Source organism: Streptomyces sp. NPDC057253 (assembly GCF_042669125.1).
In the GTDB taxonomy this organism is placed as follows: Bacteria; Actinomycetota; Actinomycetes; order Streptomycetales; family Streptomycetaceae; genus Streptomyces.
The window spans coordinates 1-24,259 of the sequence record NZ_JBHUXV010000131.1; the positions used below are offsets into that span (position 1 = coordinate 1).

The following is a 24,259-nucleotide window of genomic DNA, read 5'->3' on the forward strand; positions in this document are numbered from 1 at the left end:
GTCGAGTCGTACGACCCGGACCGCGCCCGCCGGCACCGCGAGGCGGCCCGCGGCGCGCTCGCCGGTCAGCAGCTCGGTGCCCGCCGTGTCCAGGGGCACCTTGGCCTCCGTCGCCGTGTGGTTGACCACGAACACGTAGGAACCGGAGTCCCCCTCACGGCGGACGACCTCGACGTCGTGGGGCAGGTCGGCGCGCGCGGGCAGCCGGGCGTCCTCGGCGGCCCAGCCGAGCAGCGCGTCGAGGCCCTGGGCGGTCAGGCGGGTCGAGACGTACCAGGCGGTGCCCCGGCCGTGGCGGTGCCGGGTGACGGCGGGGTGGCCCGCGGTCAGGCCGTCGGCGTACGTCCACACGGTCTCGGCGCCGCGCGGCACCACGAACTCGGTCCACACGTCCCCGGTGAGCTCGGAGCCGTCGGGGCCGGTGACCCGGACCAGCTGCCCCGGGAGCAGCGGCGAGAACTCCTCGACGGTGAGACCGAGGACGTCGCGCAGCGCGCCCGGGTAGGCGCCCTCGTGGACGGCGTCGTGCTCGTCGACGATGCCGGAGAAGTACGACACGACGAGGGTGCCGCCGTTCTCGACGTACTGCCGGAGGTTGTCCCCGGCTGCCTGCGTCATCAGGTACAGCGCCGGTACGACGACAAGGGGATAGGCCGACAAGTCGGCTTCCGGGTGGGCGAAGTCGACCGTGAGGTGGCGGTCGTAGAGGACCTCGTAGAAGGCGTCGGCGCGCTCGCGGGCATCATGGTCCTCGCTGGGCCGCCAGTCGAGGTTCTGCGCCCACCAGGAGTGCCAGTCCCACAGGACGGCCACGTCGGCCCGGGTGCGAGTGCCGCGGATGGTGCTCAAGGAGTCGAGGGCGGCGCCCAGTTCGACCACCTCGCGCCACACGCGCGTGTCGGTGCCGCCGTGCGGGACCATCGACGAGTGGAACTTCTCGGCGCCGCGCCGGGACTGGCGCCACTGGAAGAACATGGCGCCCTCGGAGCCTCGGGCCACGTGCGCGAGGGAGTTGCGGGCCATCTGTCCGGGCGCCTTGGCGGGGTTGCGGGGCTGCCAGTTGATGCCGGAGGTGGAGTGCTCCAGCAGGATCCAGGGGGCGCCGCCGGCGACCGAGCGGGTCAGGTCCGCCGCCATCGCGAGGTTGACGTGGGTGCGGCGGCCGTCGGTGATGAGGTAGTGGTCGTTGGTGACGATGTCGACCTCGCCGCCCCAGGCCCAGTAGTCGACGGAGTCGCACTGGCTGAGCGCGGTCATGAAGTTGGTGGTGACCGGGACGCCCGGGGAGAGCCGGTGCAGGATGTCCCGCTCCATGCGGAAGTTCTCGCGCATGGTCGCGTCGGCGAACCGCTTGTAGTCCAGCGCCTGGCCGGGGTTGCCGACGGTGGCGGCGGTGCGGGGCGGGTCGATCTGCTCGACGCTCGTGTAGTGCTGGCCCCAGAAGGCGGTGCCCCAGGCCTCGTTGACGCCGTCGACGCCGCCGTACGTCGCCTGGAGCCAGCGGCGGAAGTGGGCCGCGCAGGAGTCGCAGTAGCAGGCGGAGACGGGGACGCCGTACTCGTTGTGCACGTGCCACATCGCGAGGGCCGGGTGGTCGCCGTAGCGCTCGGCGAGCCGGGTGGTGATGTCGGCGGCGGCCGCGCGGTAGGCGCTGTTGCTGTGGCAGATGGCGCCGCGGGAGCCGAAGGCGAGGCGGGTGCCGTCGGCCGTGACGGGCAGCGCGTCCGGGTGGGCGCGGTAGAACCACGCGGGCGGGACGACCGTGGGGGTGCCGAGGTCGACGCGGATGCCGTTCTCGTGGAGCAGGTCGAGGACCCGGTCCAGCCAGCCGAAGTCGTGGACGCCCGGTTCCGGTTCCAGCAGCGCCCAGGAGAAGATGCCGACGCTGACCATGGTGACCCCGGCCTCGCGCATCAGCCGGACGTCCTCGTCCCAGACGCTCTCGGGCCACTGCTCCGGGTTGTAGTCCCCGCCGAAGGCAAGCCTGGTGAGGCCCCTGGGGGTGGTCTCCGGCATGGGTCTCTCCCGAGTCAGATGGTTGGGAACGTGCACACACGGCTCAAGGAGCGTGCGGCCCAAGATAACCGTACAGTGGCAACCCTTGCCAAGTGCCTTACCGTGAGCATTCCTGTGCACGATCCCAGCTCGCTCGGATCCCGCTCGTGACGTCCCGCCGTACGAGCGCCCCCGTGCCGCTGTCACGGGGCTTAGAGTCGTGACCATGAACAATGCGGGGGGCCGGCGCAGACCGCCGACGATCCACGACGTGGCGCGCGAGGCCGGGGTCTCGCGCGGCACCGTCTCGCGTGTGCTCAACGGCGGGCACTACGTCTCCCCCGCCGCGCAGGAGGCGGTCAACTCCGCCATCCGCAAGACGGGTTACGTCGTCAACCGGCACGCCCGTTCCCTGATCACCGGACGCTCCGACTCGGTCGGCTTCCTGCTCACCGAGCCCCAGGAGCGGTTCTTCGAGGACCCCAACTTCAACGTCCTGCTGCGCGGCTGCACCCAGGCGCTGGCCGCGCACGACATTCCGCTGCTGCTGATGCTGGCGGGCACCGAGGACGAGCGGCGCCGGATCAAGCGGTTCATCACGGCGGGCCATCTCGACGGCGTCCTCCTGGTGACCAGCCACTCCGCCGATCCCGTGGCCGAGGAGCTGCACAAGGCGGGCGTGCCCGTCGTCCAGTGCGGCAAGCCGATGAGGTCCGGCTCCAAGGTGAGCTATGTGGCCGCGGACGACCGGGACGGCGCCCGTGACATGGTGCGCCATCTGCTGTCGCGGGGCCGCCGCCGTATCGGCATCGTGACGGGCCCGCCGGACTCGCCGGGCGGAGTCGACCGGCTCGCCGGGTACAAGGAGGTGCTCACGGAGGCGGGCGTCGGGATCGACGAGCGGCTCGTGACCTCCGGCGACTACAGCCGGGGCAGCGGGGAGGCGGCCACGGAGCTGCTGCTGAGCCAGGCACCGGACATGGACGCCGTGTTCGTCGCCTCCGACCTCATGGCCCTGGGCGCCCTGACCGCACTGCGCCGCGCGGGCCGCCGGGTCCCCGAGGACGTCTCGGTGGGCGGCTTCGACGACTCCATCGCGGCGACGGAGGCGACGCCCGCGCTCACCACGATCCGCCAGCCCTACGACCGGATCAGCGCGGAGATGGTCCGCGTACTGCTGGCCCAGCTGGGGGGCGAGGACCCGGCGGCGGTGATTCTGCCGACGGAGCTGGTGCGGCGGGACTCGACGTGATGCCTGCGGCGGCTGCGGCGGGGCGGTGCCGAGCGGCCTCGTGACCAGGTCGGAGGACGGCAGGCGGGCGCGGTGGTTCGGGCGTGCTTCGGGGAGGGGGGCTGGTGAGCGCCGTCAGGGCGGCAGCGGGGTGCTGGGGCGCTGAGGGCGAGATCGCCGCGGCGTAGGGGTGGTGCGCGCGGGGTCGGGGCAGAGCATCACGCGCGCGGGGCCGGCGTAGAGGATCAGCGGTGAGGGCGGAGCACGGCGTCCCGGCGCAGGCGCGGACGACGGCAGCGGCAGTCGGCCAGGTGGTGAGGCGCCCGGTTCGTCCCTACTCCGTCCGGCCGAATGCGCCCCGGGTGGGGTGCACGAGAGTTCGGCCCGGTGTCCGTTCCTTCTGAGGGCGGCGGCCGGTCAGGATCGGAGAAGCGGTACTCCCCTTCTCCGGCCTAGCGTGAGAGCACCGACGGAGAACGTCGGGGACACCTCACGAAGCTCACCGAGGAGCACACCATGACCGCGGGACTCAAGACGATCATCTACCCCGTCAAGGACCTCGCCGCCGCGAAGGCCCTGTTCAGCGCGCTGCTGGGGGTGGAGCCCTACGCGGACGAGCCGTACTACGTCGGCTTCAAGGACGCGGGACAGGACGTCGGCCTCGACCCGAACGGCCACGCCCGGGGCATGACCGGGCCGGTCCCCTACTGGCACGTGGAGGACATCCGGGCGACGCTCGCGGCGCTGGTGGCGGCCGGGGCGGAGACCCTCCAGGACGTCCAGGACGTCGGTGGCGGCAAGCTGATCGCCTTCGTCAAGGACGCGGACGGCAACCTGGTGGGGATCACGCAGGATCCGCAGGCCTGAGCCTCCTTGCGTATGCACTAGTTGCACACTCAATGAATGGCCGGACCGGTGTTACCGTTCACTTATGGCGCTGAACACGGTCGGGACCGGTCTTCAGGAGCGGTGGCGGGACATCCTGTCGGTGCACGCGCGCACGATCTGCGAGATCGACCGCGCGCTGCACCCGCACGGGCTGGGCGCGAGCGATTTCGAGGTGCTCGACATCCTCGCCACCGAGTCGCCCCGGGAGGGCGACCAGTGCCGCGTCCAGAACCTCGTCGGCCGGGTCCATCTGAGCCAGAGCGCGCTGTCCCGGTTGATCGGCCGCCTGGAGAAGGACGGCCTCGTGGAGCGGTCGGTGTGCGTGGAGGACCGCCGGGGCGTATGGGTGTCCCTCACCCGCAAGGGCCGCGACCTGCACGCACAGGTCCTCCCGCTGCAACGCGAGGTGCTGTCGCGGACGCTGGACGGCTAGCGGGTCGACGCGACGGGCCCCTCCCGCGCGCGGTGTCCCAGCGTGAGGGAGTCGCCGCGCGAGGCCGACCCGACCAGGGCCCTTTCTGAGAAGTGTGTTCCGGACCCCGCGAGGCCGACAGGATCCACCGGACGAGCCCCAGTCCCGTCTCAGTGCGGGGCCAGGACGCAGAGCTCGTGGTCTTCCGGGTCCGACAGGCATGTCCAGGGGACGTCGCCCTGGCCGAGGTCCAGGTCGGTGGCGCCGAGGGCGCGCAGCCGGGCCACCTCCGCCGCCTTGTCGTCGGCGGGGTACGGCAGCAGGTCGAGGTGGACGCGGTCCGGCACGGTCCTGCCGTCGGACGAGCGCAGGAACTCGAGATACGGGCCGACGCCTCTCGCTGAGCGCAGCACCGCCTGGTCGTCGGTCACCTCGTGCAGGGTCCAGTCCAGGGCCTCGCCCCAGAACCTCGCCATGGCCCGCGGATCCACGCAGTCGACCACCACCGCGGCGATCGGCCCGGTGTCCCGGTAGACCTCCCGGGGCTCCAGCACGCAGAACTCGTTTCCCTCGGGGTCCGCGAGCACCGTCCACGGCACCTCGCCCTGGCCCACATCGGCGGGTGTCGCACCGAGAGCCTTCAGACGCGTCACCAACTCCGCCTGGTGGGCCGGGGATTCGGTGGCCAGATCGAGGTGCGTCCGGTTCTTCGTCGGTGACTTGGGCTCCGGGACGGGGACCACGTCGATGCCGACGGCGACCGGGTCCGGCCAGACGAGGTCTTCGGCGGGACCCACATAGGTGGTGGCCCCGGGACTGTGGGCCGTCCAGCCGAGCGCCCGCGCCCAGAACCGGCCGACCGCCGCAGCGTCGACGGCTTTGATGTTCACCTGGACCGGTCGCAGCGCCATGCCGACGATCCTATGCGGCCTGTCCGGCCCGGCATGAGCGGTCGCCCTGGGGGTCATGCTGAACAGCAGACGCCGAGCGGGGAAGGGGCTGACGACGCCGTGGCCGTGGAAGAGGGGCGCGCCACCGAGTTCCACAGCTACGCGACGACCTCCCTGGAGGAGGCGCACGACGCGATCGCGGCCCACTACTACGACCTGCGGCTCGAACTGGCCGGACGGACCTCGCAGTTCGCCACCCGGCTCCACGTCGTCGAACTCGGCGCGCTCACCGTGGGAGACGTGCGTTTCGGCACCGAGATGCGGATGAGCTTCGGCGAACCGGGCGTGTACCACGTGGCCGTGCCGTTCAGCGGCTGCTTCAGCGTCCAGGAGGGGCGCGGTGCGGTGGAGTTCTCCACTCCGGGGCGGGCCCTGGTCTTCGATCCGGGGCGGGACATCCGGGTCGACACCTGGTCCGCCGACTGCCAGGCCCTCACCGTGAAGATCGACAAGGCAGCCCTGCTACGGCAGTTGGAGGTGCTGCTCGGTCACTCCGTACGCCGTCCGCCGCGCTTCGGGCCGTACCTGGACGTCTCCCGGGGGCCTGGGCTGAGCTGGATGCGGCTCGCGATGTGGAACCTGCTGGAGCGGGACGTGGCGTGCGGGTTGCTGACCCGTCCCATGATCCGCGGCCGTCTCGAACAGACGCTCCTGGAGGGCATGCTGCTCGCCGCGGACCACACCTTCCGCGAGGCGCTGGAGGCCCCTCCCCCGCCGATGCGCCCGGCCTCGGTCAAGCGGGTCATGGACGCCGTACAGGACCTGCCCGCCGAGCCGTACGACGCGAACCGGCTCGCGGCCATCGGTCAGGTCAGTCTGCGCACCCTGCAGGAAGCTTTCCGTAGACATGTCGGCATGTCGCCGATGGCCTACGTCCACGAGGTGCGGCTCCAGCGGGTGCACCGGCAGCTGCGTGCGGCGGCGCCGGGAACCACGACCGTGACGGACGTGGCCCACGCGTGGGGGTTCGTGCATCTGGGCCGTTTCGCGCGCCGGTACCGGCAGCGCTTCGGGGAGTCGCCCTCGCAGACCCTGCGCGCCGTGTGAGCCGTCGCGTCCGCCGATCCGCCGCGCATTGCGGACATGCACCACGCATTCCGGAGCGACGGCCTCTCGGATCGGTCCTATGGTCGGGTCACGGCGATCGCAGAGCGCACCGGGGATGAGCAGGGTCGGCGCCGCTCATCCTCTGTTCCGCAGGCGAGAACCGGGGTGCGGCGGCGGGAGCAGGTCCGCACCCCTCTGCGGGCCCGGCCGCTCCCCCTCCGTCGCACGTGGTGGCCGGGCCCCACCGCGCGATCAGCCCTGGGGCCGGGCCAGCAGCGTGCGCACGCCCTCGGACGTCAGCGTCAGCGGATGCGTGGAGCTGGCGTCGATCGAGAGCGACAGGTCGCCGTCGGGCCACTGCGCGGCGAGCGCGCCGAGCGGCACCAGACGGTAGCGGGAGACGAACGGCAGCAGCTCGGCCATCTCCGTCTCGGAGGTGAACACGGGCACGACGGGAGCGCCGTCCTCCTGTTCCAGCACGGGCAGCGCCACCGTGGTGTCCTCGTCGGCGGCGTCGTCGGGCACCGGAATGAGCACCTCGCTGGTCGCGAGCGTGTCCAGCGCCGTCGTGTCCTCGGTGTTCTGCGTCAGCGCGTCCAGCGCCCGCTGGGCCGGTGTTGCGGTGTGGTCGTTGGCGGGTGTGTCCATGGCAGATCCCCTGGTAGCGGCGGTCGTGCGGCCCGCCCGCAGGCATGATCGCCCAGGGCGCGGTCCTGCTCGCGTACCCGAGCGCGCCAAGAGCATGCGTGCGAGGCGTCCGGGATTCGGGGCGATGTGCTCCGAGGGCGGACCGAACCGGGTGTCTCCGGGGCCACGAAGTACTTGTCCGGCTGCCGCGGGCTCAGCTGTCACGGCATGCCGATGACGGCGAGCGTCCCGTCGTCATACGGCGTCCTCCTGGGCGCGGATCCGGCCGCGGCCGAGGGCCAGGGTGCCGAGGAAGCCGACCGCGAGCGCGGCCAGCACGCCGAGGTTGGCGTACGCCCACGCTCCGGACCTGCCGCCCAGGCCGAGGGGGCCGAGGAGATAGCCCTGCCAGTCCAGCCAGCCGGCGGCCGAGTTGGTGACCAGGCCCCAGCCGAGGGCGGTGGCGAGGACGGTGAGGATCAGCGGGGTGGGCGGTACGTCGCCGTAGCGGCCGCCCGGGCGGTAGAGGTCGGCCTCGTCGTAGTCGCGGCGGCGCAGTGCCAGGTCGGCGAGCATGATGCCGCACCAGGCGGCGATGGGGACGCCGAGGGTGGTGAGGAAGCCCATGAACTGGCCGAGGAAGTCGTCGGCGAAGAACACGATGTAGACGGCGCCGGCGATCATCAGGATGCCGTCGACGAGCGCGGCCAGCGGGCGCGGGATCCTGAGGCCCGCGGACAGCAGGGCGAGGCCGGAGGAGTAGATGTCGAGGACGGCACCGCCGACCAGGCCGAGGACCGCGACGACGGCGAAGGGCACCAGGAACCAGGTGGGCAGGATGGTGGTCAGGGCGCCGATCGGGTCGGCGGCGACGGCTTCGCTGAGCTGGGTGGAGGAGCCGGCCAGCAGCAGTCCGAAGACCAGCAGGAGCAGGGGGGCCACGGAGGCGCCGAAGGTGGTCCAGCCGATCACGCCCCGGCTCGACGAGGTGCGGGGCAGATAGCGGGAGTAGTCGGCGGCGGCGTTGACCCAGCCGAGGCCGAAGCCGGTCATCATGAAGACCAGCGCGCCGATGAACTCCTGCGCGGAGCCCGCCGGGAGGGCGCTGACGGTGCTCCAGTGGATGTGGTCGGCCACGAGACCGACGTAGACGACGGTCAGTACCCCCGTGACCACGGTGATGACGGTCTGGAGCCGCATGATGAGGTCGAAGCCCATCACCCCGCCGACCACGGTGAGCCCGGCCACCACGATCAGCGCGATCACCTGGGTGCCGGTGCCGCCGCCCCAGCCCAGCCGCCCGAAGACGGTCGCCGTGGCGAGGGTGGCCAGCGCGCACAGCACGGTCTCCCAGCCGACGGTGAGCACCCAGGAGACGGCCGACGGCAGCCGGTTGCCGCGCACTCCGTAGGCGGCACGGCTGAGCACCATCGTCGGGGCGGAGCCTCGCTTGCCGGCGACGGCGACGAAGCCGCACAGCAGGAACGAGAAGACGATCCCGATCACTCCGGCGATCAGCGCCTGCCAGAAGGAGATCCCGAAGCCGAGCGCGAAGGCGCCGTAGCTGAGGCCCAGGACGGACACGTTGGCGCCGAACCACGGCCAGAACAGGGTGCGCGGGGTGCCCTTGCGTTCGGTGTCGCCGATCACGTCCAGCCCGTGCGTCTCCACCTGGAGCTGCCGGGCGGTGGATCTGTTGCCGTGGGGACCCGAGGACTCTGTCATCGTCGACCGCCTGTTCAGATGTGTTGGGGCGACGGTAGGCAGGGCCGTGCCGGGCGTCAATCATGAGTAGCTTTCGCCGGGGTGGGGACTTGATGCGCAGGCCGAGTGCGGCGGCGTGCCCATGGGAGCCGGCCCGGCCAGGCTTCTCCGGTTCAGCCACGAGCCGGGGAGGCCGTGCTCAGGTCAGGGCAGGACGCCCTTCTCGCAGACCTGGCGGGCGACCTCACGGAGCTTGACGTTGTTCTCCTGCGAATAGCGTCGCAGCACGTCGAAGGCCTGTTCCTCGGTGAGGTGGTGGCTGCCCATGAGGATGCCCATCGCCTCGCCGATCACATGGCGGGTGGTGACGGCCTGCTCCATCTGGGCGTGGGTGCGGGCGGCGGACAGGGCGACCGCCGCATGCGAGGCGAGCAGCCAGCCGGCCAGCTCGCTGGCCTCGGTGAACGCGCCCGGCTCCCGTGAATAGAGGTTCAGGGCGCCCAGGTCGTCGTCGTCCGTGAACAGCAGGAAACCCATCATGCTGCCCACGCCGAGCGCATGGGCCCGCGGAGCGAAGACCGGCCATCGCTCGCTCTCGGCGGTGAGGTCGGCGATCCGGAAGGTCCGGTCGCCCTGTGCGGTGCGGGCCGCGTCGAAGCAGGGCCCCTCCGCCAGCCGCTCCTGGAGTCGGTCGCTGTCGATGACCAGCTGGTCCGTGGCGGCGAGGGTCTCCACCTTCCGGTCGTGGAGCACGAGGATGCCGGCGGATGTGCAGCCCTCCACGAGTTCCGTGGCCGTGGCGCTGATCCGGCTCAGTGTGCCGGCCACCGAATCCTGCGCCAGAAGATCCCGGGCCATCGCCGCCATCTGCTGGGCGAACCGACTCCACTCCAAGACGTCCTCACTCCCTCCGACAGAGGACCACCTACCCGCGCTTCCGCGATCCTCACAGCCGCGGGGTGCGCCGACCTGCCGCGAACCGGTACCCACGGCGACCTGGCCGAACCTTCGCCCCGTTGGCGGTCCGCCATCCGGTGACGGCGAGGGCGAGGCCGCCGGGGCGATCGGGCGGTCGGTCGTCCAGCAGTCCGGACGTCCAGGCGTCCAGGCGTCCAGGCGTCCAGGCGTCCAGGCGGACGGTCAGTCGTCCAGTCGGACCGGCATCAGCATCGAGAAGGTCTCCTCGTCGTCGGGGCGACGGATCGTGATCGGTGCCGTGGGGGTGACGAGTTCCAGGGCCAGTCGGTCGTGGGATCCGGCGGCCAGGGCGTCGATCGCGTCCAGCAGGAAGTCACGGTTGACCGCCACGCGGTCCGGGTCGCCGTCGGCGTCGGCGTGGAGGGTCACCGTGCCGTCCTCCTGCGCCTTGAGCACGCTGAGGGTCTGTGCCCCGTCATCGCCGGTGCGCACCGGCCCGGTCTCCAGGGCCCGCCGGAACGCGGCCGGCTCGACGAGGACGCGGCGTCCGGCGGTCCGGGGCGTCAGGCGCCGGTAGTCGGGGAAGTCGTGGTCGAGGCGCGGGCCCGCCGCCTGCCGGGCGCCGGCCTCCAGCGTCACCCGGTCGCCGTCGACGGACAGCTCCACCGCGGCCTCGCCGTCCAGCAGCGCCCGCATCGCGTCGGCGAGCGGGGTGGGCACGATGAGCTGCACCCGGCCTCCCTCGTGCCCGGCGACAGCGGCCCGCGCGATCGCCATGCGGTACCGGTCGGTGGCCACGACATGGAGGTTCTCGCCCTCGATGTCGAACAGGATCCCGGCGAGCATCGGCAGCTCCCGGTCGGTGCTCACGGCGAAACGGACGGTGTCCAACGCGGCCGCCAGTTCGGGGGCGGCGAGGGACAGCCGGACGGCGACGGTCTGGAGCGAGGTCATGACGTTCTCCCGGTGATCGAGAAGGGCACGGAGCGCGGAGAACTCCTCGCGGGCGTCGGACAGTCCCTGTTCGAGACGGCCCAGGTGCGCCTCCAGCAGCCTGCGGACCAGCTCGGTGTCGGCGCCGGACCATCCGGCCAGTACCAGCCGGATGTCCGCCAGCGGCATCCCGGCCCGGCGCAGACGCGCCAGCAGCCGGGCCTCGTCCAGCTGGGAGGGCTCGTACCAGCGGTATCCGCTGACGGGATCCACCCAGGCCGGCACCAGCACCCCGGCACGGTCGTAGGACCGCAGGGCACTCACCCCCAGCCCGCTGTCCCGAGCCGTCTCACCGATGCTGCGCATGTCGTTCTCCACACCCCGGACTCTGGGCCCTGCACCAGGTCGAGGGTCAAATGGTGGCGGCCCGCTCCATGGCGTGGTCCAGATGGGTGATGACGGCCGGTACGTCGTCGCTCTCGGTCCTCCGGATCAGCTCCAGGGCCGGTCGGACGAGACCGCTCGGCCGGGCCGTCAACCGGGCGAGGACGGCTGCCCGGACATCGAGCCGCTCCATGGTGACCTCGCGTTCCCTGTCGCTCTGGCCGGCCAGCAGGACGGCGTTGTACCAGGCCTCCTCGCGGGACTGGCGGATGCTGAAGTCGAGGATCCGCTCGTCGGTCCGGCCGCCCACCTTGTCGAGCAGCGACATGAACGGCGACAGCGCGTCGATGGAGTCCTGCACCGCCAGGACCACCCGCCCGAGGATGTCGTTGATCAGCAGGAAGTCGCCCCGCAGCGCCTGGATGCCTGGGCCCGGGGCGGTGCGCGCGGCGGCGACGGCCAGGTCGAGGTTGATGTGGGCGTTCACCCCGAGCAGCAGGTGCTGCACGATGACGGTGTCGGCGTCGTCGAGCAGCCCGAACGCCTCGCGCCAGCAGCGCGGTCCGCTCCGGTCACGGAGCCAGGCGTCGTGCGCCTCGAAGTAGCGGTTGCCGAAGTGCGTGTCGAAACGGTCCATCCGGGGGCCGTCGTCGAACAGCCCGGCGTGGATGGCGGTGCGCACCTCCACGGTCACCTGCCGGTACAGCGCCGCGAAGTATCCGATCCGGTCACCGGAACGCGTGGCCTCCCGCACGATCCCGGCAAGCCCGTCCACGACATCGTCGATGTTCTGTGCCACCATGCCCAACTCCCCTCCACCGGACCCACGTTGGGCCCACAAGGCCGATCACAGCCTCGTTGTACCACCGCCCGCCGGAAGGAGATCCGACTGTGCGGGATGGACGTCAGGGGTCGAGGTGATCGGGGATCGGACAGGATCCGCCGCTCAACGCCGCTTGATGCCAGGCTCCGCCGCGGGAGCGAGGGTCGGTTCGGTGACGGGGGCGTCGGCGAGGGCCTGGTCGACGGCGGTCAGCAGGTCCTCGGGCAGTTCGACTCCCGACGCCGCCGCGTTGGCGTGGACCTGCTCGGGCCGGGACGCGCCGGTGATCGCGGAGGCGACCTCCCTGCGGCGCAGGACCCAGGCGAGCGCGAGGGTGGGCATGCTCAGGCCGGCCTCCTCGGCGAGCGGGACGAGGCGCTGGACCGCTTCGAGAGTGGCGTCGCTGTAGACGAGGTCCTGGGAGACCGCCATGTCCGCGGAGGCGAACCGGCTGCCCTCCGGCACCGGCTGCCCGGGCTTGTACTTGCCGGTGAGAACCCCTTGGGCGAGCGGGGACCAGACGATCTGGGAGATGTCATGGGCGGCGCAGAGGTCGAACAGCTCGGCCTCGGGCGCCTGCCACAGCATGGAGTACTGCGGCTGGGAGGAGACGAACAGCTCGGGCCCCGCGAGATCGATCGCCGCCTGGATCTGCTCGGGGGTCCACTCGCTGAAGCCGATGTAGCGGGCCTTGCCCTGCGCGACCACCTTCTGGAACGCCTCGATCGTGTCCTCGATCGGTACGGCGGTGTCGAAGCGGTGGGCCTGGTACAGGTCGACGTGGTCGGTCCGCAGGCGGGTGAGGGAGGCGTCGATCTGCTTCTCGATCTGCTGCGGGGACAGGCCCCGGTCGGCCGGGTCGTCCGACATCGGGAAGTACACCTTGGTGGCCAGGACGTAGGAGTCGCGCGGGTGGGCGGAGAGGATCTCGCCCCAGGCCGTCTCCGCCGCTCCCCTGCCGTACGCGTTCGCGGTGTCGAAGAAGTTGATGCCGGCGTCGAAGGCCGCCTCGGTGCAGGCGCGGGTCGCGTCGGCCTCGACGCCGCCGGAGTAGGTGAGCCAGGAGCCGAGGGAGATCTCCGAGACCTCCAGGTCCGAACTGCCGAGTGTGCGGTACCGCATGGGGGCTCCTTCGCGACGGGCGCGGGATCGGGGTCTGCTCCGGTTCCCCTACCCTTCAGCTGATCGACACACCTGTGGATCAGGTTCCAAGACGGGGGAAAGCACATGACGTATCGCCGTGCGGTGATACCGGCGCTGTTCGGGGGCGTGCTCATCACGCTGCTGCTGTGGTGGGCGGGCGAGAGCGCCGAGGCACTGCGACTGCGCGGCAGCACCAGCGTGTTGGACATCGACTCCGTGAACGAGCTGCGGAACTGGCTCGCCCCCTGGTCGTACGACCTCTCGACGGCGTCCGCGGACCCCGCCACGGGAGGCGGCACCCCGTATGCCGACCTGTACCGCACCGGGATGCAGATCAGGTTCGTGGCGGTCCTCGGGTTCTTCGTGGCCGGCGCGCTGCTGCTGGTGCGCAGGATTCCGCCGACGCGGGGCCGGACCCCGGCCACCGTGCTCGCGCTGTGGGCCTGGGGCCCGGTGGCCGGCACGCTGGCCGTCACGGTCTCCGCGCCCTGGCTGATCGCCGCCCGCGGGCACGGGAGTTACCGGGTCCTGCCGCAGCTGGCGTCGGTGATCGCGTCGAGCGGGCCGGTCCCGGTGTTCGCGGGGCTCTTGACCGCCCTGCTCACGGTGCTCGTGGCGCGCGTGACCGCCAAGGGTGAGGAGTCGCCGGCCCGGCGGGACGTGCCGCCGCGGGCCGCCCGTGTCGCCGCGAGTGCGGGGACCGCGGTGGTCGCGGTGTCGCTGGTGGGCCTTTCCCATGTGTCGGTGGCGGCCTGGATCCAGACCTCCTTCAGCGGCCGCGGACTGCTGTCCGAGCCCGGCGACCTGCTGCGCGAGTGGCTGCTGCTGGGCAGTTGGGCGGGTCCGGCCGGCGGCCCGCTCGGCGACTGGCTGCTCTACCGGGCCGCCGACCTGCTGACGCTGGTCGTGGTGTGGTGGTCGCTGCGTCTGCTGCCCGGCCTGCTCACCCGGACCACGGCTCCAGCGATGGCGGTCAGTACGGTCTGCGCCGTCCTGCTCGGACTGACGGCAAGCCAGTTCGTGCGTACGGCGGTCGACGACACCGCCTCGGTGTGGGGCCCGCTGCACCTGTTCTCGGGGCTCGGCTCGAACGTCCCCGCCGCCCTGACCTTCGGCATCCTGGCGGGGGCGGCGGCGTTCGCGGCGCTGCGGCTGACCGGGGGCGGGAGCGACCGCGACGGGGACACCGCGAAGGTGCCCGAGCCGGACGCCGCGCCGCTCAGTCCTCCGCGGGCATGACCCGGGTGACCTTGCCCTTGGGGGTCGCCTCCAGGTAACCGGCCTGGCTGTACTCGTTGCTGAGGTAGACGGCCATGCCGAGCGGGGTGTCGAAGGTGTCGTTGGGCTGGCGCACCACCAGGTAACTGGCGTTCGGGTTGTCGACGTTGAGCTTCTTGCGCGCCTGCGCGAGCAGCGCGGGCAGCTTGTCCCAGTCGAAGGCATCGAGCCGGAAGGGCTGGTCGCCGCCGGAGAGAGTGCCCTTGATGATGCCCTTCTCCACGCCCTGCCCGGTCCGGTAGGTGTAGGTGTCGTACTTGCTGTCGCTGCCCTTGACCATCAGTTCGACGGACACGAAGTCGTCGTAGGCGGTGAAGTCGCCGAACCTGTCCCGGCCGGTCTCCTTCTCGATCGCCGCGATGGCGGTGCGGATGCCGCCCGGGGTGAGCAGGCTCGTGGCGGTGGAGCCCTTGGACTGCCGGGCGGCCGGGGCGGTGGACGGGGACCCGGTCGACTCGGGGGCCGAGGCGACGGACGGGGAGCGGGGGTCCGCCGCGGCACCCGAGCCGCCCGAGTCGCTCCCGAAGGGCAGCAGCCACCACATCAGGACCACGGCACCGGCGAGCGAGGCGCCGGTGACACCGAACAGGGCCCCCACGGCCGCACGGCTCCTCCCGCCCGCCCGTACCGGTGAGGTGACGGGCTGGGACGGGCCCGGTCCGGACCCGGGGTGGACCGGCGGCGGCCCGAACCCGGGGGCCTTCGTCGCGTGCCCGGGGACGGCGGCCGGACCGAAGGCAGCCGTCGGGGCGACGAAGGCCCCGGGGTACGAAGGCGCCGGGCCGGCCGGCGGCGCGGGCGACGGATAGGGCGCGGTCTGGTGCCAGGCGTGCGCCGGACCGGCCTGCCCCGACTCGATGTCGGCCAGCATCCGGTCCAGTTCGGCGGACGACGGCCGCGCCGCCGGATCACGTACGAGCACCCTCATCAGTACGTCGCCCAGGGCGCCGGCCCTGACCGGCGGCGGCACGTCGTCGTTGAGGACGGCGGCGAGGGTGGCGAGCGTGTTGCCGCGGCGCAGCGGGTGGTGGCCCTCCACGGCGGTGTACAGCATCATCGCCAGCGACCACAGGTCGGAGGCGGAACCGCCCTCATGGCCGGAGATCCGCTCGGGTGCCATGAAGTCGGGGGTGCCGATGATGGAGCCGGTGGCGGTGAGGCTGGTCGTCTCGCGGATCGCGGCGATGCCGAAGTCGGTGAGGACGGGGCGACCGTCGGACCGCAACAGGACGTTGGCGGGCTTGACGTCCCGGTGCTGGATGTCGGCCTCGTGCGCGGCGGTGAGCGCGGCCAGCACGCCCCGGCCGATGCGGGCCGCCTCGACGGGCGGCATCGGGCCCTGGGCCAGCCGGTCGGCCAGCGAGCCGCCGCTGACCAACTCCATGACGATCCAGGGGTAGGTGCCCTCTCCGCCGTCGACGATGTGGTGGATGGTGACGACGTTCGGATGGTCGATCCGGGCGAGGGCCCGCGCCTCGCGCAGGACCCGCTCCCGCAGGGTGCGCGCGCCGTGCGGGTCGTACTCGGCGAGGTCCCGGTCGGGCGGGCGGACCTCCTTGACCGCGACCATCCGGTGCAGCACCAGGTCCCTGGCCCGCCAGACCGTGCCCATCCCGCCGCCGCCGAGACGGGCCTCCAACTCGAAGCGCCCGTCGACGACTCGTCTGCCGGGGCCTTCGTCTGCCTCACTCATGGGCGGGAGCATAGTTGTCGCCGCCGACAGCGTTCGCCACCGCCCGAGCCTGGAGCGGGCCGCCCGTCCGGTCCTTGACCGGCGTCCGGCCTCAGTGAGCCGGGGTGCCCTCCGCCGTGCGGTGGGCCGTGGCGGTCTCTCCGGGCGCGGACTGGATGACGTGCGGCGTGGACTCGGCCGCGGTCGTGCCCTCGGCCGGGGCCGTGGGGGCCGGGGCCGCGCTCTCCTCCTTCATCGCCTTGGCCTCGCTCTTGAGGATGCGCATCGACTTGCCGAGGCCGCGGGCGGCGTCCGGGAGCTTCTTGGAGCCGAACAGCAGGAGGAAGAGGATCACCACGATCAACAGGTGCCAGGGTTCCAGTCCGTTGCGGAGCATTCCGTACGTCCCCTCTCGATGCTCATTGTTGCCAGCTTGCGCAACTGTACAACCCCCGACCCCCTCACCGCCTCATTGGTCGGAGTCCTTCTTGTTCGTCGCCGCCGCGTACGCCTGCGCCGGTGTCATGGCGACCCCGTTGAGCGAGACGGTCCGGTAAGGGCTCACCTTGGCGCAGGTCTTGGCCTCGTCGGCGGTCTGCGCGTGGGCGTTGGAGACGGCGGCCTTGGTGTCGGCGGGCGCCGGCGAGGACGTACCGCCGGGGTACGTGCTGCCGCTCGTCCAGTCCGCGCCGATCACCAGGGTCAGGCCGGTGCCCGAGCCCTGTTCGAGATGCGAGGCGGGCAGCCCCAGCGCCTTGGCGGCGGTCTGGGCCGCCGCCTTCCGACCGGTGCCGTAGGTGAGCGTGGTGGTCGTGGCGGGGCTGGGGGCGTTGGCCGTGGTCGTGGCGGAGCTGAAGCCCTGGCCGGTGAGCGCCGTCGCGACCTCGGAGGCCCGGCCGGTGATCGAGGTGCCGTTCTCGACGGTCACGGCGATCTGGGAGGCCGGCACCGCCGAGGCCGAGGCCGTCGCAGAGGCCGCCGCGGACTTCTTGCCCGAACCGGTGGTCAGGGACTGGTCGGCGGCGATGCTGGAGAACAGGTCCTTGGCGCCCGCTCCCACCACCACGCGGTTGCTGTTGGCCGGGTCGGGCGCGGTCTGCATCGTCGTGAAGGTCATCCGCTTGGTGGGCACCTTGTTCACGTCGGCCGCGAGCGAGATCAGCTTCTTGACACTGCCGAGGCCGTCGTCGACGGTCAGCGCCTTGGTGGCGGCGTCGGCGAGGTCGTAGACCGCGGTCGGGTCGGTGAGGGTGCCCGCGCTCTTGAACTTCCGGATCATCGCGCTGAGGAAGATGTGCTGGGAGACCGTACGACCGAGGTCGCTGCCGTCCCCGAAGCCGTGCCGGGAGCGGACGAACTCCAGGGCCGCCTCGCCCTTGAGGGTGTGGGTGCCCTTGGACAGCTTCAGGTGCGAGTAGGTGTCGTACACGTTGTCGCTGACGCACACGGAGACACCGCCGACCGCGTCGGACATCTTGACCACGCCGGAGAAGTCGAGCTTGACGAAGTGGTCGATGGGGATGCCGGTGAGCTGGTGGATGGTGGCGACCTGGCAGGCGGGGCCGTACTGGAGGGCGCTGTTGATCTGGCCGTAGTAGCCGGACGTGGACTGACCGTTCTCGCTGTCCTTGCAGGCCGGGACGTTGACCATGGTGTCGCGGGGGATGCTCATGACGGTGGCGTTGGAGCGGTCCGCGGATATGTGCACCACCATCTGCACGTCCGCGTTGCCGTTGCCGGTCTGCACGCCGGTCCGTGAGCAGCCGCCGCCGAGCTTGCAGTCCGCCTTGCTGGTGCGGCCGTCGGACCCCATGACCAGGATGTTGATCGGGGTGCGGCCGAACGCGTCGGCCTTCTCCGAGCCGCCCTTGCCGTCGAGCGCGACGCTGTTGATGTTGCCGTTGAGGTGCTGGTAGAACCACCAGCCCGCCCCGGCCGTGGCCAGCACCAGGACGGCCAGACACAGCCCGACGATCTTCAGCACCCGCCTGCCGCGCCGCACCGGGCGCACCCGGCGACGCGACCCCTTGCCGCCGTGCGAGCGGGCCGCCTCCCTGGCCGCGGCCCGGCCTCCGGGCCGGTGCGCTCCGCCGGATCCGCCCGCGCGCTGTCCGGGCACCTGGCCGGTGCGGCTGCGCGTGGCCTGACCGCCCGGGCTGTCCCACCGGTCGCTCATCTACCACTCCCACGAAACGGTCGGGCCTGTCAGGCCGGGCCGAGGGGTGGCGGCCGGGCCTGCGCGGCGGTGTGCAGGCAGGCCAAGCCGGAACTTCGCCTAGGTTGCGTAGTTGCGCAATCTAACAAACCCCTGGCCCGGCCAGCACCGAGCCCGCCGGAATTCACAGGTGAGGCATCTCATGGAGAAACGCGGCAACCTCCACCACATCTCAGCCCTCGGCCACGGCTCTGCCCGCCCGCGCCCAGTTGGCGTGCAGCTTGTCCAGGTACGCCTGGGCCTGACTGCCCGGGGTCGCGCCGCGGGCGAAGGCCAGCATGTTTCCGGCGCCCGTGTTGTAGCCGAGGGCCAGCAACTCGTCCTCGGTCCAGCGCGTCGACCGGGCGGCGGGCAGCTGGGCCGCCAGGTCGTGCAGGTACCAGGCCTCGGCCTCGATGGCGAGGTCGCGGTCGTCGGGCAGCTCCTGCCAGCTGCGGTTCGCGAAGTCCCGGCCCTTCTTGACCTCGTCGAAGGTGGCGCGGTGCATGTTGGCGACACCGAAGGCCGCGTCGGGACTGACCCTCTGCCAGGCTCGCTCCAGAGCCGGGTCGTGCGGCTTGTACGCCTCGTTGTAGAGGATCGCCATCACCAGCCGTGCACTGACACCGGCCTGCCGGGCGCGGTCGCGCACCTGGGAGGCGTAGTCGGCGGGGTCGTACGACGAGGAGGTCGCGGCCGGGGCGGAAGGAGCCGAGGACGTCGCGGCCGGGGCGGAAGGAGCCGTCGGACCGGCTGACGTGGTCGGCGTGGGGGTGGAGCCCCGGACCGGGGGCGTGGAGTCGCCCTGGGAGGTGTTGGCGGCGCGCACCACGACGTAGAGGGCGAGGACGATGACGGGCAGCCGGCGCCGACGCCATGACGCCCGGACACCGGACATGCCTCTCCCCCTCCTCCGCCCGGCGTCCTTCGTAGCGGAGGGGGACTAAGAGCGGCGTGAGGCGATGCTGTGGGCGGCCGGGGCGGTACGGGCGGTCAGCTGGCCGACCATGACGCGGACGACGGTCACGATGTCGGGGTCGTCGACGTAGTAGACCTGCCGGCGACCCTCACGGCGGGACCGCACGAGCCCGGCGAGTTTCAGTTTCGCCAGGTGCTGGCTGACCGCGGGGAGCGCGCCGCCCACCCGGTCGGCGAGGTGGGTGACATCGCTCTCGCCCTGGGACAGCGCCCACATGAGGTGCAGCCGGGCCGAGGAGGCGAGCAGCCCGAACACCTCGGCCGCCTCGGTGAGCACCTCGGCGGACGGATCCTCGAAGCCACCAGCGAGTGCCGCCACAGTCCCCTCCTGCCCGCCCCGGTCACGGTCAACACACGTGCGCTGCCTCAGTGTAGGGGCGGCGGGCGAGGGGGCGGGCAGCTCGCTGACGGTTCATCGATTGCGCAATGTAATAAGTCCGTGAAAGAACATCGACGACTTGCCATCAGTCGTCGCCGGAGCTCACCACTCCCCCGCTCGGGTCCATAGGCTTGCGCAACCAAGCAACCCGAAGCTTCGGGGCCGGGCGTACCGCGCCCGGCCCCGTCCCGACCGGAGGACTACGACGTGGGCATCATCGGCTGGATCATCCTGGGCCTGCTCGCCGGGGCCATCGCCAAGATCCTGCTGCCGGGCCGCGACCCGGGCGGCCTGATCGGCACCACCCTCATCGGCATCGCGGGGGCGTTCGTCGGCGGCTGGCTCTCCGCCCGCTTCCTGGACCGCCCGGTGGAGAGTCACTTCTTCGACCTCTACACCTGGGGCGCGGCGATCGGCGGCTCCCTGGTCCTGCTGATCGGCTACCGCCTGCTGTTCGGCAACTCGCGCGACTGAGCGGACGGTTGGCTGCGGAGCAAGGGCAGCACTCCGCACTCCAGGAGGTACGGAGTGCGGGGAGCACGGGCGCGCCCTACGCCTCACGCCCGACCTGGCGCCTCTCGCGGAACAGGACGGTGAGTGGCACGCGGACGCCGTAGCCCACCGGGCGCCGGGTGATGGAGGCGCCGGCGCTCTCGACGCGGGCGAGCTGGTGCTCGGCGAGGTCCAGCAGGGCGCGCTGCAACGGCCGGAACCCAGGCACCGTGGCATCCGCCAAGGCTCGTGAGTCGGTCAGGGACTTCCTGGTCTTACGGCAGGTCAGGGCGACCAACTCCCTTACGGCCGAGGTGTCCTGCCCCTGTTCGAGGTCGGCGCGGGTGACCCCGGAGCGGTCCAGGTCCTCCTGCGGGAGATAGAGGCGCCCCTCCTTCAGGTCGTCGGTGAGGTCGGTCAGGAAGTCCAGGCGCTGGAGCCCCTCGGCGAACGACCGGCAACGGGACCGGAAGGACTCGCCGCCGCCTCCCTCGTACTGGAGATCCTCGATCAGCATCAGGGCGGGCAGGGCTAGGTGGTCGACGTACCGCTGGAAGTCGGCTTCGGTGGCGTGGCCCGTGAAGTGCAGTTCCTCGGTGGTGGCCTTGAGGTAGGTGTGCACCCAGTGGTGCGGCAACTGCCGTACGGCCACGGTGTGCAGGAAGGCCCGCAGTACCGGGTCGTCGGCGTGGCCGGACCGCAGCCCGGCGGTGACCTGCTCGGCCCAGGCGTGCCAGCGCGGCAGGCGTTCCTCCAGCGGTCCCTGGTCGGCGAGGTCGTCGGTGCGGGCGAGGAAGGCGTAGGAGGCGACCACGTGCGGGTGCAGTGCCGGGGTCACCAGCAGCCGTACGGCGGCGTAGTGGGCGAGGATCCTGCGGGCGAAGACCGGGCGGCGGTCGAGTAGTCCGCGCGCAGGGCCCGGTCCCGCACTCCGGCGGCCGTCAGTCTGCGGTCCCAACTCGGCACGTGCTACCACCCTTTGCTCTCCGACGGGGTCTCCACGGACCGGGTCGCCACGACACCGGAAGAGACGGACGGGGTGACCTTAACCCCCGCCGGATCCGCGGTCGGTCGGCCGGGGGCGTGGTTCAACCTTCCCTTCGCTCAGGTCAGTTGACGCGGAAGACCTTCCACCGTTGGCGGCGGAGGACTGGGCCACACCGGCCACCGGACCGCTGTTCCTGTGGGCGCCGGAGAGGGCGCTGCTCAGGTGGCGCGCAGGGGCGGTCGGTGTCGGTCGGTCGGCGGAGGTGCGGTCGAGCCTCGGACGACGAGTTCGACCGGGGGTTCGTCGGCGAGCGGCGGCTCGGCGTCGGGGTGCTCGACGGCGTGCACGAGCAGCCTGACGCCCTCCCGTGCGGCGGCCTCGAAGGGCTGACGCACGGTCGTCAGGGGCGGGGAGACGTAGGCGAAGACGGGGTTGCCGTCGAACCCGGCGACACTGATGTCCTCCGGCACCCGTCGGCCCGCCTCCCGCAGGGCGTGGACGAGGCCGATGGCCATCTCGTCGCCCGCGGCGAACACCGCGGTCACCGACACGTCCGAGGCCAGCGCACGCCCGGCCGCGTATCCGGACTCCGCCGACCAGTCGCCGTTGAGCAGCGGCGGCTCGTGCGCGCCCCGGGCGGCCAGCGCGTCCCGCCAGCCCTCGATCCGGTCCTTGGTGACATACCACTTCCGGGGACCGGCGAGATGGTGGACGGTCTCGTGTCCCAGCTCCAGCAGGTGCTCGGTGGCGGCCCGTGCCAGCTCCCGGGTGCCCAGGCTCGCCGTCAGCGTCCTGGAGCCGGTGAAGGAAGGCGGTGCGCCGAGGAAGAGGACGGGGACGTCGACGCGGAGCGGTACCTCTCCCTTCACCACGGGTTCGGACACGATGACCCCGTCCACGCCCTGTTCGAGGAGTGACCCCAGGGCGCCGGCGATGCCTGCCGGGGCACCGTCGGGCGTGTTGATCACGCGGAGGGCGTACCCGGCGTCCCGTACGGCGTGCTCGATGTGCACCAGAAGGGAAGCGGTTCCATAGCCCGCGGTGCCCAGGGCGACGACTCCGAGGGAGCGGGTGCGTCCGGAGGCCAGGGCGCGGGCCGCGTGGTTCAGGCGGTAGCCCAGCTCCTCCGCTGCCGCGAGGACTCGGCGTCGTGCCTTGTCGGAGACGTACGGCTCGTCGTTGAGCACCCGGGAGACCGTCTTGCGCGACACCCCGGCCAGCCGTGCGACGTCCGCGCTGCGCGGCACCTGCGCGCTCTGGTCGCGCCCGGCTTCCGGCGTCATCGGCTCTCCTGTGGCTCCGTCCCGCGGTGCAGGTCAGTCATGGTGACCGCGCGGTCTGACCGCGCGGTCATGTGTACGTCGCCGGGAGGGGACGCGTCAAGGGTTTCGACCGTGCCGCCTCAGCTCTGCCTGATGTCCGAAGGATCCCAGAAAGCGCTTCCCCCGCCTTGGGCGGGAGGGCATCAAGCCTGCTCAGGGATCAGCCGAAACCGGCGAGTGTGCGTTCTCGCGGCATCCGCCTCATTCAAATGCCGCATCCGCCTCATACAGATATTCGGACACTTGGTCTTGACAGTGACCCCACACAACGAACACTCTTCCAGGCATCGCCGATCGTCTCTGTGCGATCACGTTTGATTCTGATCAGTTGGTGAGGTCTAGCTCACCACCGTCTCATCGGGTCGTCGTACCGAAGCCCGGGTACGTCGGCCCTGTCAGGAGCCGCAATGCAGGACCTCTCCCCCTCGGGTCTCTCCCTTCCTTCGCCCAGCCGCCGCAGTCTGTTGCGGGGTGTGGGTGGTGCCGCTCTGCTCGCGGGTGCGGGTGTGCCGTTGCTGAGTGCCTGCGGTGGCAGTGGCAGCTCGTCGGACCCGAAGACCGTGAGTGTGGGTTCGAACGATTCGGATGCGGTGCCGAAGAAGGCGTACGCGGCGGTGTACGCGGCCTTCGAGAAGCAGTCGGGTCTGACGGTGAAGGTGAACACGAAGGACCACAACACCTTCCAGGAGCAGATCAACTCGTATCTGCAGGGCACGCCGGACGATGTGTTCAAGTGGTTCGCGGGGTACCGGATGCAGTTCTTCGCGCAGAAGGGCCTGGCCTCTCCGATCGATGATGTGTGGGAGACGATCGGGGCGAACTTCCCGGACGCGATGAAGAAGCTGTCCAAGGGGGCGGACGGCAAGTACTACTTCGTGCCGATGACGACGTACCCGTGGGCGCTGTTCTACCGCAAGAGCGTGTTCGCGCAGCACGGCTACCAGGTGCCCACGACGTGGGATGAGCTGGTGGCGTTGTGCAAGCAGATGAAGAAGGACGGTCTGGTGCCGATCGCGTTCGGCGACAAGGACGCGTGGCCGGCGATGGGCACCTTCGACCAGATCAACTTCCGGCTGAACGGCTATGACTTCCATGTCGAGCTGATGGCGGGCAAGGCGTCGTGGACGGATGCGAAGGTCAAGGGCGTCTTCGATCACTGGGCGGAGCTGTTGCCGTATCACCAGGACGGTTTCATGGGCCGGACCTGGCAGGACGCGGCGCAGACGCTGGTGGCGAAGAAGGCGGGGATGTATCTGCTGGGCACGTTCGTGGCGCAGCAGTTCACCAACCAGGCCGATCTGGAGGATCTGGACTTCTTCGCGTTTCCTGAGATCAACCCGGCCTATGGGCAGGACACGGTGGAGGCGCCCACCGACGGTTTCATGGTGGCCAAGTCGCCCAAGAACAAGGACGGCGTGAGCAAGCTGCTTGAGTACCTGGGCACCCCGGCGGCGGAGGAGCTCTACCTCAAGGGCGACCCGAGTGTGGTGGCGGCCTCGAACAAGGCGTCCACCTCCGCGTACTCGGCGCTGCAGAAGAAGGCGTTCGACATGATCGGCGGGGCCAAGAGCCTGACCCAGTTCATGGACCGCGACTCGCGCCCGGACTTCACCTCGACGGTGATGCAGCCCTCGCTGCAGAAGTTCCTCCAGAACCCCAAGGGCGTGGACAGTCTGCTGTCCTCGATCGAACGCCAGAAGAAGACGATCTTCGCATCGTCATGAGCATCGACACCCGGACCCCGAAGGCGGCGCCCGCCGAGCCGCCTTCGGGCACCACCCCCCGCAACGTCCCCCAAGGGCACAAGCGTCTGCTGACCCGCCGCGACCGCATCACGCTGGCCTTCATGGCGGGCGTGCCCACGATCCTGCACGTGCTGCTGGTGTGGGTGACCGCGCTGG

At 71.3% G+C, this 24,259-nt stretch carries 22 protein-coding genes and 1 pseudogene; 8 read left to right on the forward strand and 15 right to left on the reverse strand.

Annotated features, from left to right (window positions below; genetic code table 11):
* Positions 1–2,016 (reverse strand): beta-galactosidase (locus tag ACFULQ_RS41165; protein ID WP_383554641.1); only part of this gene is annotated, 2,016 nt, incomplete at its 3' end.
* 199 nt (positions 2,017–2,215) lie between these two features.
* Between ACFULQ_RS41165 and ACFULQ_RS41170 the strand changes: the two genes are divergently transcribed.
* The 3 genes from ACFULQ_RS41170 to ACFULQ_RS41180 all read left to right on the forward strand — a co-directional run bounded on the left by ACFULQ_RS41170 (position 2,216) and on the right by ACFULQ_RS41180 (position 4,547).
* Positions 2,216–3,247, forward strand: a complete 1,032-nt coding sequence (locus ACFULQ_RS41170) for a LacI family DNA-binding transcriptional regulator (RefSeq protein ID WP_383554643.1) — start codon at positions 2,216–2,218, stop codon at positions 3,245–3,247.
* 495 nt (positions 3,248–3,742) lie between these two features.
* Positions 3,743–4,093 carry a VOC family protein gene (locus ACFULQ_RS41175; RefSeq protein ID WP_284432867.1) on the forward strand — a complete coding sequence of 117 codons (351 nt, stop codon included), beginning with the start codon at positions 3,743–3,745 and terminating at the stop codon, positions 4,091–4,093.
* 64 nt (positions 4,094–4,157) lie between these two features.
* On the forward strand, positions 4,158–4,547 hold the full coding sequence (locus ACFULQ_RS41180) for a MarR family winged helix-turn-helix transcriptional regulator (protein WP_383554645.1): 390 nt from the start codon (positions 4,158–4,160) through the stop codon (positions 4,545–4,547).
* A 149-nt stretch (positions 4,548–4,696) separates the two neighbouring features.
* Here ACFULQ_RS41180 and ACFULQ_RS41185 read toward each other — a convergent pair whose 3' ends face one another.
* Positions 4,697–5,437: a VOC family protein gene (locus ACFULQ_RS41185; RefSeq protein WP_383554647.1), complete on the reverse strand. Its 741-nt coding sequence runs from the start codon at positions 5,435–5,437 to the stop codon at positions 4,697–4,699.
* Between the two features lie 99 nt (positions 5,438–5,536).
* Here ACFULQ_RS41185 and ACFULQ_RS41190 point away from each other — a divergent pair, with 99 nt between their 5' ends.
* Positions 5,537–6,523, forward strand: coding sequence for an AraC family transcriptional regulator (locus tag ACFULQ_RS41190; RefSeq protein ID WP_383554649.1), 987 nt, complete (start codon positions 5,537–5,539; stop codon positions 6,521–6,523).
* Positions 6,524–6,775: 252 nt separating this feature from the next.
* Here ACFULQ_RS41190 and ACFULQ_RS41195 read toward each other — a convergent pair whose 3' ends face one another.
* From ACFULQ_RS41195 to ACFULQ_RS41220, 6 genes are all read right to left on the reverse strand, one after another.
* Entirely contained in the window at positions 6,776–7,171 is a 396-nt protein-coding gene (locus tag ACFULQ_RS41195; RefSeq protein ID WP_383554651.1) for an SseB family protein, read from the reverse strand.
* A gap of 234 nt (positions 7,172–7,405) precedes the next feature.
* A complete protein-coding gene (locus tag ACFULQ_RS41200) occupies positions 7,406–8,875 on the reverse strand; it encodes a purine-cytosine permease family protein (RefSeq protein ID WP_383554654.1) in 1,470 nt (489 codons plus the stop codon).
* A gap of 183 nt (positions 8,876–9,058) precedes the next feature.
* Complete coding sequence (locus ACFULQ_RS41205) at positions 9,059–9,748, reverse strand: GAF and ANTAR domain-containing protein (RefSeq protein ID WP_383554656.1); 690 nt, start codon at positions 9,746–9,748, stop codon at positions 9,059–9,061.
* 246 nt (positions 9,749–9,994) lie between these two features.
* Complete coding sequence (locus ACFULQ_RS41210; RefSeq protein ID WP_383554658.1) at positions 9,995–11,071, reverse strand: MerR family transcriptional regulator; 1,077 nt, start codon at positions 11,069–11,071, stop codon at positions 9,995–9,997.
* A gap of 46 nt (positions 11,072–11,117) precedes the next feature.
* On the reverse strand, positions 11,118–11,891 hold the full coding sequence (locus ACFULQ_RS41215; RefSeq protein ID WP_383554660.1) for a DUF5995 family protein: 774 nt from the start codon (positions 11,889–11,891) through the stop codon (positions 11,118–11,120).
* A 144-nt stretch (positions 11,892–12,035) separates the two neighbouring features.
* The gene (locus tag ACFULQ_RS41220; protein WP_383554661.1) at positions 12,036–13,034 is read right to left on the reverse strand and encodes an aldo/keto reductase family protein; all 999 of its coding nucleotides are present in this window, start codon (positions 13,032–13,034) and stop codon (positions 12,036–12,038) included.
* A 105-nt stretch (positions 13,035–13,139) separates the two neighbouring features.
* Between ACFULQ_RS41220 and ACFULQ_RS41225 the strand changes: the two genes are divergently transcribed.
* Positions 13,140–14,294 carry a hypothetical protein gene (locus ACFULQ_RS41225; protein WP_383554664.1) on the forward strand — a complete coding sequence of 385 codons (1,155 nt, stop codon included), beginning with the start codon at positions 13,140–13,142 and terminating at the stop codon, positions 14,292–14,294.
* Here ACFULQ_RS41225 and ACFULQ_RS41230 read toward each other — a convergent pair.
* From ACFULQ_RS41230 to ACFULQ_RS41250, 5 genes are all read right to left on the reverse strand, one after another.
* Positions 14,275–16,026 (reverse strand): protein kinase, encoded by a 1,752-nt coding sequence (locus tag ACFULQ_RS41230; RefSeq protein ID WP_383554667.1) that lies wholly within the window; start codon positions 16,024–16,026, stop codon positions 14,275–14,277. The two genes, ACFULQ_RS41225 and ACFULQ_RS41230, sit on opposite strands and share 20 nt — an antisense overlap.
* A 91-nt stretch (positions 16,027–16,117) precedes the next feature.
* The gene (tatA, locus tag ACFULQ_RS41235) at positions 16,118–16,402 is read right to left on the reverse strand and encodes a Sec-independent protein translocase subunit TatA (protein WP_383554669.1); all 285 of its coding nucleotides are present in this window, start codon (positions 16,400–16,402) and stop codon (positions 16,118–16,120) included.
* 72 nt (positions 16,403–16,474) lie between these two features.
* Positions 16,475–18,181, reverse strand: a complete 1,707-nt coding sequence (locus ACFULQ_RS41240) for an LCP family protein (RefSeq protein WP_383554671.1) — start codon at positions 18,179–18,181, stop codon at positions 16,475–16,477.
* Between the two features lie 211 nt (positions 18,182–18,392).
* The gene (locus tag ACFULQ_RS41245) at positions 18,393–19,097 is read right to left on the reverse strand and encodes a lytic transglycosylase domain-containing protein (RefSeq protein ID WP_383554674.1); all 705 of its coding nucleotides are present in this window, start codon (positions 19,095–19,097) and stop codon (positions 18,393–18,395) included.
* A gap of 45 nt (positions 19,098–19,142) precedes the next feature.
* Positions 19,143–19,496, reverse strand: coding sequence for an ArsR/SmtB family transcription factor (locus tag ACFULQ_RS41250; protein ID WP_383554677.1), 354 nt, complete (start codon positions 19,494–19,496; stop codon positions 19,143–19,145).
* A 267-nt stretch (positions 19,497–19,763) separates the two neighbouring features.
* Here ACFULQ_RS41250 and ACFULQ_RS41255 point away from each other — a divergent pair, with 267 nt between their 5' ends.
* Positions 19,764–20,030 carry a GlsB/YeaQ/YmgE family stress response membrane protein gene (locus ACFULQ_RS41255; protein ID WP_123758879.1) on the forward strand — a complete coding sequence of 89 codons (267 nt, stop codon included), beginning with the start codon at positions 19,764–19,766 and terminating at the stop codon, positions 20,028–20,030.
* Between the two features lie 76 nt (positions 20,031–20,106).
* Here the strand turns inward: ACFULQ_RS41255 and ACFULQ_RS41260 are convergent, their stop codons facing one another.
* Both ACFULQ_RS41260 and ACFULQ_RS41265 read right to left on the reverse strand, forming a co-directional pair.
* Complete coding sequence (locus ACFULQ_RS41260) at positions 20,107–21,006, reverse strand: squalene/phytoene synthase family protein (protein WP_383554680.1); 900 nt, start codon at positions 21,004–21,006, stop codon at positions 20,107–20,109.
* 248 nt (positions 21,007–21,254) lie between these two features.
* Positions 21,255–22,319, reverse strand: coding sequence for a LacI family DNA-binding transcriptional regulator (locus ACFULQ_RS41265; RefSeq protein ID WP_383554683.1), 1,065 nt, complete (start codon positions 22,317–22,319; stop codon positions 21,255–21,257).
* 446 nt (positions 22,320–22,765) lie between these two features.
* Here ACFULQ_RS41265 and ACFULQ_RS41270 point away from each other — a divergent pair, with 446 nt between their 5' ends.
* The gene (locus tag ACFULQ_RS41270; protein WP_383554685.1) at positions 22,766–24,082 is read left to right on the forward strand and encodes an ABC transporter substrate-binding protein; all 1,317 of its coding nucleotides are present in this window, start codon (positions 22,766–22,768) and stop codon (positions 24,080–24,082) included.
* Positions 24,079–24,259: pseudogene (locus tag ACFULQ_RS41275) on the forward strand (sugar ABC transporter permease); the annotation flags it as partial. The gene ACFULQ_RS41270 and the pseudogene ACFULQ_RS41275, both read left to right, overlap by 4 nt.